The organism is Paenibacillus sp. 11B (assembly GCF_030487755.1).
Taxonomy (GTDB): Bacteria; Bacillota; Bacilli; order Paenibacillales; family Paenibacillaceae; genus Paenibacillus; species Paenibacillus vandeheii.
This window is the reverse complement of sequence record NZ_JAUKNS010000004.1, coordinates 338,487-353,807: the sequence shown is the minus strand read 5'-3', so window position 1 is coordinate 353,807 and position 15,321 is coordinate 338,487. Positions and strand designations below refer to the sequence as shown.

13 protein-coding genes are annotated in these 15,321 nt (G+C 48.0%); 8 read left to right on the top strand and 5 right to left on the bottom strand.

Translation table 11 applies throughout. The features are described 5' to 3' along the window. Positions 1 to 152: 152 nt before the first annotated feature. Positions 153 to 1,586, bottom strand: a complete 1,434-nt coding sequence (locus tag Q0V21_RS18475) for a VanW family protein (protein WP_301880010.1) — start codon at positions 1,584 to 1,586, stop codon at positions 153 to 155. 252 nt (positions 1,587 to 1,838) lie between these two features. On the opposite strand from Q0V21_RS18475, the gene ftsE reads away from it, so the two are divergent. The 5 genes from ftsE (at position 1,839) to Q0V21_RS18450 (ending at position 7,865) form a co-directional block, all read left to right on the top strand. Then, positions 1,839 to 2,525, top strand: coding sequence for a cell division ATP-binding protein FtsE (gene ftsE / locus Q0V21_RS18470; RefSeq protein ID WP_024631580.1), 687 nt, complete (start codon positions 1,839 to 1,841; stop codon positions 2,523 to 2,525). Then, the gene (gene ftsX / locus Q0V21_RS18465) at positions 2,515 to 3,432 is read left to right on the top strand and encodes a permease-like cell division protein FtsX (protein WP_301880009.1); all 918 of its coding nucleotides are present in this window, start codon (positions 2,515 to 2,517) and stop codon (positions 3,430 to 3,432) included. Before ftsE ends, ftsX begins: the two co-directional genes overlap by 11 nt. A gap of 153 nt (positions 3,433 to 3,585) precedes the next feature. Then, positions 3,586 to 4,872, top strand: a complete 1,287-nt coding sequence (locus Q0V21_RS18460; protein WP_079350382.1) for a murein hydrolase activator EnvC family protein — start codon at positions 3,586 to 3,588, stop codon at positions 4,870 to 4,872. Between the two features lie 133 nt (positions 4,873 to 5,005). Continuing rightward, a complete protein-coding gene (locus Q0V21_RS18455; protein ID WP_079350383.1) occupies positions 5,006 to 6,475 on the top strand; it encodes a S41 family peptidase in 1,470 nt (489 codons plus the stop codon). A gap of 64 nt (positions 6,476 to 6,539) precedes the next feature. Then, positions 6,540 to 7,865 (top strand): PDZ domain-containing protein, encoded by a 1,326-nt coding sequence (locus Q0V21_RS18450; protein WP_301880008.1) that lies wholly within the window; start codon positions 6,540 to 6,542, stop codon positions 7,863 to 7,865. A 52-nt stretch (positions 7,866 to 7,917) separates the two neighbouring features. Here Q0V21_RS18450 and Q0V21_RS18445 read toward each other — a convergent pair whose 3' ends face one another. Both Q0V21_RS18445 and Q0V21_RS18440 read right to left on the bottom strand, forming a co-directional pair. Beyond that, a complete protein-coding gene (locus tag Q0V21_RS18445; protein WP_301880007.1) occupies positions 7,918 to 8,610 on the bottom strand; it encodes a response regulator in 693 nt (230 codons plus the stop codon). A 19-nt stretch (positions 8,611 to 8,629) separates the two neighbouring features. Further along, positions 8,630 to 9,904, bottom strand: a complete 1,275-nt coding sequence (locus tag Q0V21_RS18440; protein WP_301880005.1) for a sensor histidine kinase — start codon at positions 9,902 to 9,904, stop codon at positions 8,630 to 8,632. 208 nt (positions 9,905 to 10,112) lie between these two features. On the opposite strand from Q0V21_RS18440, the gene Q0V21_RS18435 reads away from it, so the two are divergent. The 3 genes from Q0V21_RS18435 to Q0V21_RS18425 are packed head-to-tail and all read left to right on the top strand — an operon-like array spanning position 10,113 to position 13,421. Continuing rightward, positions 10,113 to 11,048, top strand: a complete 936-nt coding sequence (locus Q0V21_RS18435; RefSeq protein WP_301880004.1) for an ABC transporter ATP-binding protein — start codon at positions 10,113 to 10,115, stop codon at positions 11,046 to 11,048. An 11-nt stretch (positions 11,049 to 11,059) separates the two neighbouring features. Beyond that, a complete protein-coding gene (locus tag Q0V21_RS18430; RefSeq protein ID WP_301880002.1) occupies positions 11,060 to 12,250 on the top strand; it encodes an ABC transporter permease in 1,191 nt (396 codons plus the stop codon). Next, positions 12,243 to 13,421, top strand: coding sequence for an ABC transporter permease (locus tag Q0V21_RS18425; protein ID WP_301880001.1), 1,179 nt, complete (start codon positions 12,243 to 12,245; stop codon positions 13,419 to 13,421). Before Q0V21_RS18430 ends, Q0V21_RS18425 begins: the two co-directional genes overlap by 8 nt. Before the next feature lie 188 nt (positions 13,422 to 13,609). Here the strand turns inward: Q0V21_RS18425 and Q0V21_RS18420 are convergent, their stop codons facing one another. After that, positions 13,610 to 14,452: a flagellar motor protein MotB gene (locus tag Q0V21_RS18420; RefSeq protein WP_301880000.1), complete on the bottom strand. Its 843-nt coding sequence runs from the start codon at positions 14,450 to 14,452 to the stop codon at positions 13,610 to 13,612. Beyond that, complete coding sequence (locus tag Q0V21_RS18415; RefSeq protein WP_301879999.1) at positions 14,436 to 15,233, bottom strand: flagellar motor protein; 798 nt, start codon at positions 15,231 to 15,233, stop codon at positions 14,436 to 14,438. Before Q0V21_RS18415 ends, Q0V21_RS18420 begins: the two co-directional genes overlap by 17 nt. Positions 15,234 to 15,321 lie beyond the last annotated feature (88 nt).

Here is a 15,321-nt window from a genome sequence, read left to right as displayed (position 1 = left end):
ATCTGTAGAACAATTCTATAGAACTAATTAAGACACATCTCTGAGGAGCCCAAGTATGGGGAACGGGAGATGTGTCTTTTTCTGTTTGTTATTATTTTGCTGAGTTGGACCTATCCATGTGTATGTGTAGTGGCCCTCCAGTGGGAGAAAGTTTAAGGCTGCTTCGTGTCGCTGATCCCATCCTCTACGACAGAAGGCTCCTTGGGATCAGGGAGGTTGGTATGACCAGAGCGGGCAATCAGGCGGTTCTGGGCTTTGTACGTATCACGTGTAATGGTTTTGGATTCGACGACTTTGCCATCTACCCTTTTGGTGCGCAGTGTCTCCACAATATATCCGGGCTGACCATTCTGGAGCACCTGCTGGGCACCGTCAGGCAGCACATTGCTCGATACATATTTCACGGGAACACTTAACGTCTCAATCGTACGGGATTCCAGTGCATAACTGACGTTTTCCGGGAAGGTGCCGAAAAATTTAACTGTTAACCTCCCGCCCTCTACTTTGGCAAGAATGAGCAGGGACTTACCGGTATTGTTTTTGAACCGAAAATTGATCGAACCTGAGGCGAACGTGGCATCGAGTCCCTTTGGCAAATATTTGACGGGCAGGGAGTGATTGCGACGCTCTACAATGTCCAGTCCGGTTAAGAGAGCTGCATTATAGACTGTACTCGACACCTGGCAGATGCCGCCTCCAATGCCAGGGGTCAGCTGCCCGTTTACGATGACCGGGGCTTCCCGGAAACCGTAGTCTTCTTCGGCTTTACGGATGACCTTCTCATAATCAAATGTACCATTTGGCGGTAAAATCAAGCCGTTAACCGCTTGCGCTGCTGCACTGACGTTATGTATCCGGCCTTCACTACTGTTTCCGAGGCCAGTGGAGAACTGAATGATTTTCCGATCAATTCCCTCCTGGCGCAGCGAATTAAGGGTCACTTCAGGTTGCAGCGTATAAAGTGGCAGCTGAATCAGTAGAGGGTTCGGCTTCGTATCATGATCCAGTGCAGCGAAATCCCGGTGCAGTTTAGCCTGCATCAGGTTCCCGAGTTCATCCCAGGCGATCCGGCGGACGCCTTTTTCCGGGATGTATTGCACTTTGTCACTTGCGGTAATGCGGCGGACAGCGTCCGCAGGTGAACCGAAGGTTTCCTTTTCCCAGGCAGGATTAAGTTGTTCTTGCAGTGATTTTGAATTATACGTCAGCTTCAGGGACCATTCCTTGGTGAAATGATATCGGGCGTAGGCTCGCTCCCACAGATTGCCTTCGTCCAGCTGCTGTACGGCAGCCCGGAAGTCGTCAGCGCTGTAATTTGCACCCGTCTGGGCGGCGGTGAACGTCATCATTTTGGCTGCCGGATCGTCCACCTCAAGAGTAACTGGCCACTCCTTCAGTTGTTTCAATCGCGCATCCAGTGCTTGCTGCACCTCCTTGCGATTCATACCTTCCAACGACCATTCCCCAACACGCACATCTTTCGGTAGAGCAGGCTGGTTCACGTACATATACAGCAATCCATAGGACGCGGAACCGATCAAGAGGATAGAGAACAGAATAATGACCGTCAAATGTATTTTTTTCATATCCGTACACTCCTTTGTACTTCTGTTGTTCCGCAATTCGTAACACTTTCCATATATATGATCCTATGATGGAAAACTTTCGGGTACTCAATAGGTAACAAATTTGTTACAATAAAACTCATATGAATCCAAGCTTCACCATCGAAAATAGGGCGAAATGGATTTCTCCTGATGAAATTCAGGTCTTTTTAAAGGAAATGCCGGGATTGTGTCGAAATGATAATGGCTAACTATGCAACGGGAAGTGATGATGTGATAGAAATGCAGGACGTGTGGAAGACCTACGCCAATGGTACCCACGCATTACAAGGGGTGTCGGTGAAGATCGACCGCAATGAATTTGTCTATATCGTCGGTCCGTCCGGCGCAGGCAAATCGACATTTATGAAATTGATGTACCGTGAAGAAGTTCCGACCAAAGGACAAATATCCATTAACGGATTTAATATCGGGAAGTTAAAGCCACGCAAAATTCCTTATGTACGCCGGAATATCGGCGTTGTGTTCCAGGATTTCAGGTTGCTGCCACGCATGACCGCATTTGAGAATGTGGCATTTGCCATGGAAGTTATCGAAGCGCCGAAGCGTCACATCAAGAAGCGAGTGATGGAAGTGCTTGATCTGGTAGGGCTGCGCAGCAAGGCGAACCGTGAACCTTCGCAGTTATCGGGTGGGGAACAGCAGCGTATTGCCATCGCGCGTGCCATCGTGAACAATCCGTCTGTTATTATCGCGGACGAGCCTACGGGGAACCTTGATCCGGAGACGTCATGGGGCATTATGCAGCTGCTGGATGAAATTAATTTTCGCGGGACAACCATTGTGATGGCGACCCATAACAAAGATATCGTGAATACGATGCGTAAACGGGTTATTGCGATTGAACGCGGACAGATTGTACGGGATCAGATGAGAGGGGAATACGGTTATGAATTTTAGTACTCTCTTGCGCCATTTGCGGGAGGGATTCAAAAATGTATTCCGCAACGGCTGGATGTCCGTGGCCTCCATCATGTCCATTATCGTGTCACTGCTTATTCTGGGTGTGTTCATGCTGCTGGTGCTCAACGTGAATTCCATGGCCAACCAGGTGGACAGCCAGGTCGAGATCAGTACGTATCTCGAACTGAACGTGGATGAGAACCTGCGTAACACGCTGGAGCAGGAAATCAGTGCCATGCCTGAAGTCAGTGAAATTCGTTTTGTCTCCAAAGAAGAAGGACTCAAGGAGTTCCGTGAACGTCTGGGATCAAGTGCAGACAACGTGCTGAGCGGTTTCGATGTGGATAACAACCCACTGCCGGAGACCATTGAAGTAGAGGTCATTGAACCGGAAACCGTCACTTTTGTGGCGCAAAAAATCGAAGCATTGAACGATAAACATCCGGAGAAGCCGATCATGAAAGTGAACTACGGCAAAGAAACGGTGGAAGTGTTGTTCAAATTTACAAAGCTTGTTCGGAATATCGGATTTATTTTTGTCGGGGGACTGGGTTTGATGTCCATGTTCCTGATCTCGAATACGATTCGCGTAACGATTCTGGCCCGGCGCCGGGAGATTGGTATTATGAAACTGGTTGGAGCCACCAACACGTTCATTCGCTGGCCTTTCTTTGTTGAAGGGGCATTGATTGGATTGATCGGTTCGGCGATTACGGTAGCGGTACTGTTCTTCGGCTACAGCCGACTGATGGCAACAATTGGTCAGGATGTATTCATGCAGATGCTTAATCTGATTCCACTCGGCGATATTTGGCTGCTGTTTGGAACACTCTTGATTGGACTTGGTGTGCTGGTTGGTATTTTGGGAAGTACATTGTCCATCCGCAAGTCTCTTAACGTTTAATCGAAAAAGAATGGCAAAGCAGGTTCACTACTGAACGCTGTTTGACGATATGTAGTAAAGACGGAGTCTTTAGTGTAAAGAAAGCAAAGAACATGCTGTTCACCACCTGTGCAGGTTGCTTTCTTGTGAAATCATAGGATGGGGGATCACATTTTGAAAAAAACAGCTTCGCTGCTGGCTTTAACGTTATTGGCCAGTTTGACGCTTCAACCTTCTGACGGATATGCCAAGAGTAGCATTAGCGACATTGATCAGCAGATTCAGCAACTGGAGAGCAAGGCGGCTTCGGCCAAAAAGGAGCAGCAAAAGGCTGCCAGCAACAAAAAGGAAGCCCAGCATTACAAGAACAAGACCAATGCTTACTTGAAAGTGGTCATGGAACAGATCAATGTGGTTAGTGATGAGCTGGCAAACGTATCCTTGCAGATTGAAAATACGGAAGAGGATCTTCGGACAACGAAAAAAGATCTGCAAGCCGCAGAAGAACGTATCGTTGCAAGAGAGAAATTGCTTGAATCACGTGTACGGCTGATGTATACAGACGGTGCCGTTTCGTATCTCGATGTGTTGTTAACCTCAACAAGCTTCTCTGATTTTCTGACTCGTGCCGATTCACTAAAAACGATTGTGGATCAGGATCAGCATCTGCTGGATGAACACAAAAAGGACAAGCAGCTCGTCGTGGACAAAAAGGCAGAACTGGACGTGCAATATGCAGAAGCTAAGAGTCTATATGCGCAGAAGAAACAGCGCAAGTCCCAATTGAACGAGAAGGAACAGGAGAAGCAAGTGCTTCTCGCTTCCTATGATGCTAAAATTGAAGAATCGGAAGAGCTGACGCAAGAACAGGAAGACGTATTGATGCAGATTGCAAGCAAGCGTTCATCCCTTCTCCAAGAGAAAAACAAATTGCGTGAACAGCAAGCGGCCGCGGCCGCCAAAGCAAAAGCAGCAGCAGCTGCACGTGCGGCGGCAGCTGCGAAGGCGCCGACCAAGGTCAGCACAGGCAGCAGTGAGACCAGTGAGACCACGTATTCAGCGGGGAATGGCATTTTCTCCAAACCCGTATCCGGTGGACGTATTTCTTCTCCATTCGGTCGGCGTACACACCCTATTACGGGGGAAGTGGGAAAAATGCATAATGGTGTTGATTTCGCTGTTCCTGTGGGTACCTCAGTTCATGCTGCATCAGGCGGTATCGTAATCATGGCTGAGTGGTACACTGGATACGGCTATACCGTTATTGTAGACCATGGTGGCGGTCTTTGGACATTGTATGGTCACCTGCGTGAAGGCGGATTTAAGGTGAGCAAGGGAGATACGGTCAGCAAAGGCGATCTTATTGCCGAATCAGGCAATACAGGCAACTCTACAGGACCTCACTTGCACTTTGAAGTTCGGGATAATGGTACGGCAGTCAACCCAATGAATTATCTATAATAGATGGATTGCAAGGGAATGGAATAAACATATTCCGTACAAGCTAGGCATATACTAAGCTGGCATGTTCAGGGAATGTTTCACGGAACAATTGAATTTGACACGCTTCAATACTAAAGGCGGTGACAAACGGATGATGAAGAAAAGATCGGCCCTGCTGCTTGTCATTGTAGCCCTTCTTGGAGGCAGCCTGCTTACACTGGTGCTAATGAGTTCCCCAGGCCTAGCAAAGACGGCACCTGGTGAAGGATTGCTTGCCAGTGTAACTGGCACGGCACAGCAGAAGAACGATTTAAAGAAGATTGAAACCGCGATGGATTTGATCTCAAGCAACTATTATAAAGACGTGGATCGAACCAAACTCATTGATGGTGCGATCAACGGCATGATGGAATCCCTTGGTGATCCGTACTCCAATTATATGGGACAGGAAACAGCAGCCCAGTTCGAGGAATCGATTGAAGGTTCGTTTACCGGAATCGGTGCAGAGGTATCCTCTCAAGACGGGAATGTCGTCGTGGTATCGCCGATCAAAGGATCACCTGCCGAAAAAGCGGGTATTCGTGCGAAAGACATGATCATGTCCGTGAATGGTGAATCCCTGCAAGGTTTGGAACTGAACAAAGCCGTTAACAAAATCAGAGGTCCAAAAGGCAGTGAAGCGAAGGTGCAGGTTAAACGTGCCGGATCTTCCGAGCTAATTGAATTTGTCATCGTGCGTGCTGATATTGATTTGGAAACGGTCTACGCCCACATGGAGGATAACGGTGTTGGTGTGATTAGCATCACTCAATTCTCGCTGAATACTGGCGATCGCTTTAAGGAAGAACTGGCGAAGCTGGAGAAGCAGAACATGAAGGGCCTGATCATTGATGTACGGAATGACCCGGGTGGTGTTTTGCAGGTCGTTATTGATATTGCAGAACAATTTGTTCCCAAAGGCAAGGTTATTGTTCAAGTCGAAGACAAGAACGGTAAAAAGGAACAAAGCAAATCAAACGGATCAGGTAAATCCTATCCAATTACGGTTTTGATGAACAAGGGCAGCGCGAGTGCGTCAGAAATTTTGGCTGGTGCATTGCAACAGTCGGCAGGCGCAACGTTGGTTGGAGAAAACTCCTTTGGTAAAGGAACCGTACAGACGAGTTATGATAAGCAGATGGGTGATGGCAGCTTGCTGAAAATCACCATCGCGAAATGGCTGACTCCGAATGGAGACTGGATTCATGAAAAAGGCATCAAACCGGATATTGCGGTGAACCAGCCGGATTACTTCTCGGTGGCACCAATCAATAAAGAAAAATTACCTTTGAAATACGACAGCAATAGCACGGATGTGAAAAGTGCGCAGACGATGCTGAGAGGACTTGACTTCAAGCCGGATCGTGTGGACGGATACTATGACCAGAAGACAGAAGAAGCGGTCAAAGCATTCCAGAAACAAAAAGGCATTCAGGCAACAGGCCAGATTGACGAGAAAACCGCGGAATCACTTGAAGCGGCTCTGATTGAACGCATTGCCAATCCTCAATATGATGCACAGCTGAAGCGCGCGATTGAAAATGTCTCAAAGGATATTTCATCCGCTGTGTCGAAACCATAAAGAAGGCTGATTTTCAGCCTTCTTTTTTTCTGAACCGGCTGAAGGAGAGGAGTGACCATCCACAATGGAATGGGCTTGGCCATGGTTAACTACATTAGGGGAAGCATTGTTGCAGTTGTTTATTCAGCCGTTTTATTATATTGCGGTAATCTTGATTGCACTCGTTTATCATCGTCAACTATTGCAGGAACGTAAATTGTTCCACGTTCGTCTGCAAAGCTCGATAACACAGACCATTCGTGCAGTGCTCGGAGGTATTCTGATCGGTGTAATGGTCTCCATCGTGTCGCTGTTTCTCGGGGCACATCTTACACTGGGCAGCCTCATCTGTATATGGGCAGCAACGTTATTTCTGGCCTTATTCCGTATCCGATACTTATGTTTTGCTTATGCTGCAGGTTTGCTTGGTGTGTTGCAGTTTGGTTTAAATATGGCTTCGGGCTGGCAGCCCGCAGGATGGATAGGAACTGTCACCGAAGCCTTACGTGAGCTGGATATGCCTGCACTTCTTGTGCTCGCAGCTGTATTACATATCGGTGAAGCACTGATGGTTCGTATGCAAGGGGTATCTATGGCATCGCCGCTTCTCTTCGAAGGCAAACGCGGCAAGCTTGTCGGAGGGTACCAGCTGCAGCATTTCTGGCCGATTCCGTTACTGATCCTAGTTCCAGTTACGGGCGGGGCAGCATTACCATGGACCGCCTTAATCAGCGGAGGAAATGGCTACATGCTGGTTGCACTGCCGATTATGCTTGGATTCGGAGAGGTGACTCAAAGTATGCTCCCGGGGAAAAAAGTTCAGATTTCCGCAAAGCGATTGCTGTTATATGGGACAGGGCTGCTTGTGCTCAGCCTTCTGGCTGCGTGGTGGTCTCCACTCATGATTGTTGCAGCTTTGGCTGCTTTCATTGGACATGAGTTCCTGGTGTGGTATAGTGGCTTCGAAGAACAAAACCGCAGCCCGCTGTTTGTTCACCCTGAGCACGGCTTGAAGGTGCTGGGTGTCATTCCCGATAGTCCTGCGGAAGACCTGGGGATTGAAGCAGGAGAGACCCTGTACAAGGTGAATGGCGTGCTGGTACATTCGCCTGAGCAATTACATCGCGCCTTGCGCATGAATCCGGCTTTTTGCAAGCTGGAGGTACGCAATCATCAGGGAGAGAGCAAGTTCATGCAGCGGGCGATCTATGAAGGCGAGCATCATCAACTTGGCGTCCTCATGGCTCCGGACAATCATGAAGCCTGGGCGCTCCGCTTGCGTCCGCTAACCCTGTTTCATATCGTAACTCTCAAGTTGTTTGCAAGACGTCGGAAAGACAAGCATGAGGTTGAAGCTCCACTGGCACTGCCGCCAGCTCCTGTGGGAGAGAAAAAGTCGATAGAGATGTAATAATTAAAGGGTATTTCCTCCGCCTAATGAGGCAGGGGAGATACCCTTTTTGCTACTTATTTTTCAACATGAAAATGGCGATTTGTGTCCGATCTCGCAAACTAAGCTTGCCGAGAATATCAGTAACATAGTTTTTGACCGTACCTTCGCTCAGAAATAGCTTTGCAGCGATTTCTTTATTGGACAGCCCTTCAGAGATAGCCTCTGCAACAGCTAGTTCCATACGAGTTAGGCCGTAAGAGTCAATGGTTTCATGGGTCTGAGCCGATGCAGCAGGGCGGAGCAGAGTCGCTAGCTTACGAGCAATATCAGGATGAATCAACATATCCCCGTTATGTACAGTCTTGATCCCTTGAATGATTCGGTCAGGTGGCACAATTTTGAGCAAATAACCGCTGGCCCCGTTTTGCAAAGCCTGAATAATATACTCATCATCGTCAAACGTGGTAAGCATCAGTACACGCACGTCAGGGAAGCGTGTCTTAACGATTCGGGTACCTTCGACTCCGTCACCATCGGGCATGCGAATATCCATAAGTACAACGTCGGCAGGTGTTCCTGACTCCAGCAGTTCGAGAGCTTCTCGTCCGTTGGAAGCTGTACCTGTAACGCTAATAACGGGATCGAGTCCAAGCAGGACTTTAAGACTTTCACGGATAAAGGAATCATCATCCGCAAGGATCAGCCGAATGGACTGAGGTTGGACAGAATGGCTCGGGTTATTTAATTCATTCAGGTCAGACATGAGCAAATCACTTCCTTTTTCATATCAGTTCAGCTTTGTTCGTTATGGGCAGTCGTGTAATCACCGTATAGGGATAGTCCGACTTGATTTCCAGTTTCCCTCCAACCAACTGTGTGCGTAGACGCATTCCTTCAAGCCCCATGCCGAGCCCTGTAAACGCTGCTTTTACACTCGGGTTAGCACGAGATCCTTCATGGCTTCCTTTTGTTTGTTCCTTCGCGGAAAGGGTATGGATCTTCCCATCGTTGCTGATAGACATACAGATCTCTCTTTCTCCAAATTCCAATTCCACCGTAATCGTAGTGGCATTTCCATGACGGAGGACATTGGTCAGGGCCTCTTTAGCATTTTTGTACAAGACGATCTGTATGCTGGGATAGAGTACATGTGAATGCCCACGCACTTCGTAACGCGTCTTCACACCCGTTTCCCGGCCAACGTCTTCCAACAGACGATCTAGTGCGTAGGCATCGGATATATAAGAGTTTGGCCGCAATTTGTGGAGCGTGGTTCGCATGTCATCCATACTGGCGGCCAATTGATCCCGAATCTGTCTCACCATTTCCGTGCCCTGTTCCGGATGTATAGGGAGGGTTAGAAGGGCTGCGTCAGACATCATTTTGGTGCGAATCAGGCGGTGACCAATGTCATCATGAAGCTGCCGGGATATTCGGGTACGCTCCTCAACCTGTGCAGCTCCTTCAAGTTGCTTCGTGAATTGCAGCAATTGCTCTCGTGCGTCCTGAAGCTCGTAATGTTTACTGCGCAGCTCATCATACACCTGTTCAAGCTGTCCCCGGCTGCTCGCAGTTCTAGACCCCTGCCAAGAGAGTGTTGCGGTGATGAGCAGGAGCAGGTTACCTGTAACCCGAGCCATTGTCTCTTGGGTGAAGGTAAAAGGAATGGCAGTGTTTGTGTGAAGTATAAGCCATGCATGAAGCCCCTGTGGTGGGGCGTAATACCAATGTAACGCGATATTGCTGGCGATAAGCTGAATTGCGAGCATTAACCAGCGCTGGGCCCCATCTAGTCTGTACATGTACACATAAAGCGCAGATAAGGAGAGGAAAAACATAAATGGGCCATATAGAGCGATCAGCCAGCAGCTGAAAAGGATTTCGGCCACAAGCAGCAAACGCTGCATACCTGAACGGGTGAAATCTTTCCACACCGCGAGTCCAAGTGTAATGATAATATACAGCGTATAGCTATCTTCTTGTTCCAGGGGCAGCACCAGAATGTACAGGACCGAGGGAACTATAAGTAAACCGTATTGCAACAACCGCATCGGCATATGTCAGAGACATCCTTTATTTTAAAAGTGAAGGTATACCTTCCGGTAATCTATGTCGATTATATCATAGGCAGTTTTCTCATCCGAAGATGACTTAAGTCACCTTTGTTTCATGACCTTTCGTACCTTCGCAGAAGATCACAATTCGTTACAATACAGATATATAATTCAATGGTAGGAAGCTGGACGGAAGAGGAGTGCATAATCTATGGCTATGCTAGAAGTTGATCATGTAGTAAAACGATACGGCAGCAAGCTCTCGGTGGATCATTTAAATCTGAGTGTCGGTAAAGGTGAAATTTTTGGATTGCTTGGACCCAATGGAGCAGGGAAAAGTACCACTATTAGCATGATTGCCGGTCTTTTAAAGATTGATCAAGGTGAAATTCGGTTGGATGGCATATCGGTCAAGGAACGGCCGCTTGAAGTGAAACGCAAAATCGGGCTGGTACCACAGGATCTGGCTCTATACGAAACGATGACTGCTGCGGAGAATGTAACTTTTTTTGCCCGGTTGTACGGACTTCGTGGAAAGATGCTTAAAGAAAGAGTGCAGGAATCCCTCGAATTTGTAGGATTGCAGGACAAAGCGAAGGATACCCCATCCACGTTCTCTGGCGGGATGAAACGCAGGCTGAACATTGCGTGTGCCATTATGCATCGCCCGGATTTAATCATCATGGATGAACCGACAGTGGGTATTGACCCGCAATCGCGTAATCATATTTTGGAGTCTGTCCGCACGCTTAATCAGATGGGATCAACCATCATTTATACAAGTCATTACATGGAGGAAGTAGCTGCAATCAGCCACCGGGTAGCGATTATGGATCAGGGGCATATCATTGCCTGCGGCACCGAAGCAGAGCTGAGAGAACGGGTTGCATCCGAGGAAAAAATCGTTCTGACCACTTTGGGCGTCGGTCCCGCTGTTGTGGAGGAGTTAAAGCTTCACCCCCGTGTCCGGGCGGTAGAAGTATCAGACAATATATTGACCATTACGCTGCCATCCGCCCAGCAGGATCTACAGGATATGCTTTTCATTTGCAGCAAACATGAAATTTCCATCCAATCGCTCAAGGTCGAAGAGCCTGATCTGGAAACGTTGTTCCTCAATCTGACCGGACGTACGCTTCGGGACTAGGAGGATCTCAGATGAACATATGGCATATTTGCATCTTTGAGCTGAGACGGATTCTGAAAATTCGCTCGGTTCTGCTGAATCTGTTTATTCTGCCGCTGCTGCTCATCTTTATATTGGGTACTGCACTTTCCAGTACAATGGGCACGGCAAAAGAAGCCATTCCTGACCCTGTGAGAGTAGGAATCATTCAGGCTGAAGAAAATTCCGGTTCCGGTGCGATCAGCGAAGCTTTGAATACATTTGTGACATCCCCGGCGGTAGCCGACATGATGAAGGTACAGAACATTTCTACGGAGGAAGAGGCTGTAAGTGCACTGCGACGTGGTGACATTGATTTTGCCGTAGTTGTCCCATCCAATCTGGAGGAGCAGATCATGAATGGGGAAGAAGCGAGGTTGCAATGGATACTGGGGAGAGATGGCACGCTCAATGTTGTGGGTGAAACATTGTTTACCCGGTTTACGGATGAACTGAACAGGCAGGTCGCTATGGTAAACGTATTTGGTCCCGAAGTGGTCGCTGCCATGGCTTCCTCTTCTGAATCAGACGCTGCCAATTCCTCTTATATTGCTATAAGCAGCCCTGGAAAGGCCGGGACATCATACAGTGCCTCCCAATATTATGCAGCTTCTATGCTGGCTATGTTCATGCTATATTCTGGACTGACGACCAGCAACAGCCTCTTCGGCGAGCGTGATAAAAAAACGTTAACCCGTCTGCAGGCTGCCCCAATAGGCAATGGCGTTATCTTTGCAGGGAAAATTGCAGGAAACAGCCTGCTTGCCTTTATGCAGGCCATCATTATTGTACTGATGACACACTGGTTATACGGCGTAAATTGGGGTACACATCCATGGCTGCTTGTTTTGATCTGTGTGCTGATCACGCTGGCTTCCATGACTCTCGGCGTGATTGTCGCCCTGGTCTGCAAAAATGTTGCATCGGCAAGTGCTGCTCTACAGGGCATAATCATTGCGATGACGTTTATCAGTGGTGGCTTCACACCCATAGCGTCCGATTTTGTACAGCAGATTAGCGAATTTACGGTAAATCATTGGGCTCTTCAGAGTTTTTTGCAAATGATGCTTAATGCTTCACTAAGTCAGATTATGTACAATATCATGATGCTTGGTACGGTAGGTGCAGTATTATTGGTACTTGCGGCATTGATCTACAGAAAGGCGGGATACCGCTATGAATAGTCTGAATATTGCCTGGTTAATGATTAGACGCACACTTGGACGTAAGTGGGGTTTCATCACATTTCTCCTTCTTCCTTGTTTAGTCGTCACAGGGGCAGTTTCGATATTTGGGGGGCAGCATGAAACGCGTGCAATTATTCCCTATATAAACGAGGATCATGGTGCGGCAGGTGCGATGATTGTGGATGAACTTGCCCGCAAGGAGGAGTATCTGCTCAAGCCAATGGATGATGTAGCGGAGCTTAAGGAAGCCATCGCCCAGCAAAAGGGGAGTTCCGGCATCATCATTCCGGCGCATTATACAGATGATCTGCTGCAAGGCAAGCAAACGAAAGTACAACTGGTAGAACTTCGTGTAAGTGAAAGCTCCTATACATTAAGAGCCGCGGTTGAAGGTTTGGCAGCCGGGCTGAAACAGTCTGCAACAGCAGTGTTGACTACAACAGGTAGTCCTGCTGGTGCGGCCCCTGATCCTGTATTAAACCAAGAGAAATTCGAACAGTTGTTACAGGAAACGAGCAAACATCAAATTTCGGGTGAAGCAACCGATCTTCACATTTATCCGAAACCGGGTCTGAACAATGTGACGGGATTTACAATCATGTTCATGATGGGTTTGCTTACAAGTGCAGTAGCCGTCATAATGGAGGACCGCAGGCAGCGTACGATGGCACGAGTCTACACAGCTCCGGTCCACGCCTATGAAATCGCGCTGGGTAATTTTCTGGGAAGTTTTGCGATCGGTTTGATCCAAATTGTCTTGGTGCTGGGGATTAGCCGATGGGTGCTTCATTACGATGCGGGAATTCCATTTGGTATCCATCTTCTCATCCTGGCCGCGTTTATGCTGGTTTCGATGGGGATTGCGAGTACGGTTGCCGGATTGATTCGTGAATCTAAAAATGCAAACATGCTGAATTCACTAATCATCACACCGACGTGTATGATTGGCGGCTGTTTCTGGCCACTGTCAATCATGCCGGATTATATGCAGAAACTCGCTAATTTTGTTCCTCAGAAATGGGCGATCCAGGCGGTTGAAACGATCTCCGCTGGTGGTACGATATCGGATATTGCCCTGCCGCTGCTGATTCTGTTTGGGATGGCAGCCATCTTGCTGACGGTGGGTTCTGCGATTCTTCGTCCAAGTCAGCCAGGCGTGGATGCATAATGTATGAAATCGGTTGTAAGTTGAAGGTGATCCATCAGGTGCCATTACCATAAAACGAAGAAAATAAATGATCTGCTGTTTAGCAATAGGAGATAGAAGTAAAAACAAAAGCACGCTCTGCTGAATCGAATTCAGTAAAACGTGCTTTTTATAATAGTGCTAGGATGTTTCATACGAAATGTTGGCGATTAAGGCTGGAGTTGACGCAAGACGGTAATTTCCACACGTCTATTTTTTTGCCGTCCTGCGGCGGTGGTATTATCCCCAGTTGGGCGGGTGTCCGCGTATCCGGCATATTGAAAACCGTCAGGGTCAAGCTTTTCTTTGTCGATAAAAAATCGCAATACAGACAGTGCGCGTTCACCGGAAAGCTCCCAATTGTCTTTATAGGTAGCATTCGCCCCGACAGGAACGTTATCCGTATGGCCTTCAATGCTGACAACGGTGCTCAGATCACGGAACAGGCTTGCTAATTTGCTCAGCGTGGGGGCAGCATCGCTTTTGAGGGCTGCTTGTCCCTGATCAAACAGGAAGCGGTCACTGAGTGTAATGGAGATGCCCTGAGGCTTGTCCGCAACAAAAATCTGATTTTCCAGTTTGTTGTCCTCGATATACTGAGTAATTACATTGAAGAGATTTTGCAGTTCCAGTTCCTGTGATCTGAATTGCTCTTCCCGCTCCGTAAGTGGCTGATTATCATCTTCTGACGTACCTGTCTCGGAGCCGGAAGAAGATCCTTCGCCTTCTCCGGGTTCTTCTCCCTGAATCTGGGAAGGTGGATTTTTGATGATGGCTTGTCCCGCTGTACCGGCAATCCCTTCACCTTGGTCAAGCAGGGAATTGGATTGGTTAAATGTATTTTGCAATGATTGAGTAACAACATCATATTTACCAGAATCCAGATGGCTCATGGCATACATGATCACAAAAAAGATCAGCAGCAGGGTAATGAGATCGGCATAGGTAATCATCCAGCGATCTCGATGATCTCCAGGTTCACGTTTTCCGCGCCGTTTACTGCGCCGACTCATCCAATCCCTCCTTCACTACAGGACGTATAATCTGGCGGTGAGTGAGTGTGAAGGACTCCAGCCGTTTACGCACGAGCTGGGGGTTCTCCCCGTTCTGGATAGAAAGTACTCCTTCGAGCAGCATTTCCATCGTCTGAATTTCGTCTGCGCCACGGGATTTAATTTTGGACGCAATGGGTAAAAAGATAAGATTGGCACTGGCGACCCCGTACAGGGTTGCGGTAAAGGCAACAGCGATCGCTGGTCCGAGTCCTGTAGGATCGGTCAGACTGCCAAGTACCTGAATAAGTCCCATTACGGTACCAATGATCCCCATCGTTGGGGCATAACCGCCTGCTGATTCAAAGATTTTGGCATATCCATCATATTTTTGTTCGACGGAATCAATCTCCATCTCCATGATCTGGCGAACAACATCCTGATCTGTGCCATCGACAACCATCTGAATACCATCTTGCAAAAATGGATGCGGATGGTCCATCACTTTTCGTTCCAGTGCAAGTACGCCTGAGCGGCGAGCAATTGAAGACATATCTACAAGTTCTTCAACCCACTGGCTTGAGTCATTGTTATTACGCCCAAAGGCCATGCGGAGGGCGGCAGGAATCGTACGCAGCCGATGTGCAGGGAAACTGGCAACGACTGCAGCAATCGTTCCACCAAATACAATTAGAGCAGCCGTCTTTTGCATCAGACCGGATAATTGGCCGCCTTCCCATAAAAAACCACTAATGACTGCGGCAATCCCGGCAATAATGCCGATAAGTGTCGCAATATCCATAAATTAACCCACTCCTATCTTTACTTCGCGATTGCATCACTTGCATAGACTTGGTATAATTAAACGGGAACAAATATTCCTATTACTA

Bases quoted from the DNA above. Each gene is read 5' to 3' on its own strand.
- Q0V21_RS18475 (WP_301880010.1), bottom strand. From the start codon at position 1,586: ATGAAAAAAATACATTTGACGGTCATTATTCTGTTCTCTATCCTCTTG.
- ftsX (WP_301880009.1), top strand. From the start codon at position 2,515: ATGAATTTTAGTACTCTCTTGCGCCATTTGCGGGAGGGATTCAAAAAT.
- Q0V21_RS18455 (WP_079350383.1), top strand. From the start codon at position 5,006: ATGATGAAGAAAAGATCGGCCCTGCTGCTTGTCATTGTAGCCCTTCTT.
- Q0V21_RS18450 (WP_301880008.1), top strand. From the start codon at position 6,540: ATGGAATGGGCTTGGCCATGGTTAACTACATTAGGGGAAGCATTGTTG.
- Q0V21_RS18445 (WP_301880007.1), bottom strand. From the start codon at position 8,610: ATGTCTGACCTGAATGAATTAAATAACCCGAGCCATTCTGTCCAACCT.
- Q0V21_RS18440 (WP_301880005.1), bottom strand. From the start codon at position 9,904: ATGCCGATGCGGTTGTTGCAATACGGTTTACTTATAGTTCCCTCGGTC.
- Q0V21_RS18435 (WP_301880004.1), top strand. From the start codon at position 10,113: ATGGCTATGCTAGAAGTTGATCATGTAGTAAAACGATACGGCAGCAAG.
- Q0V21_RS18430 (WP_301880002.1), top strand. From the start codon at position 11,060: ATGAACATATGGCATATTTGCATCTTTGAGCTGAGACGGATTCTGAAA.
- Q0V21_RS18425 (WP_301880001.1), top strand. From the start codon at position 12,243: ATGAATAGTCTGAATATTGCCTGGTTAATGATTAGACGCACACTTGGA.
- Q0V21_RS18420 (WP_301880000.1), bottom strand. From the start codon at position 14,452: ATGAGTCGGCGCAGTAAACGGCGCGGAAAACGTGAACCTGGAGATCAT.
- Q0V21_RS18415 (WP_301879999.1), bottom strand. From the start codon at position 15,233: ATGGATATTGCGACACTTATCGGCATTATTGCCGGGATTGCCGCAGTC.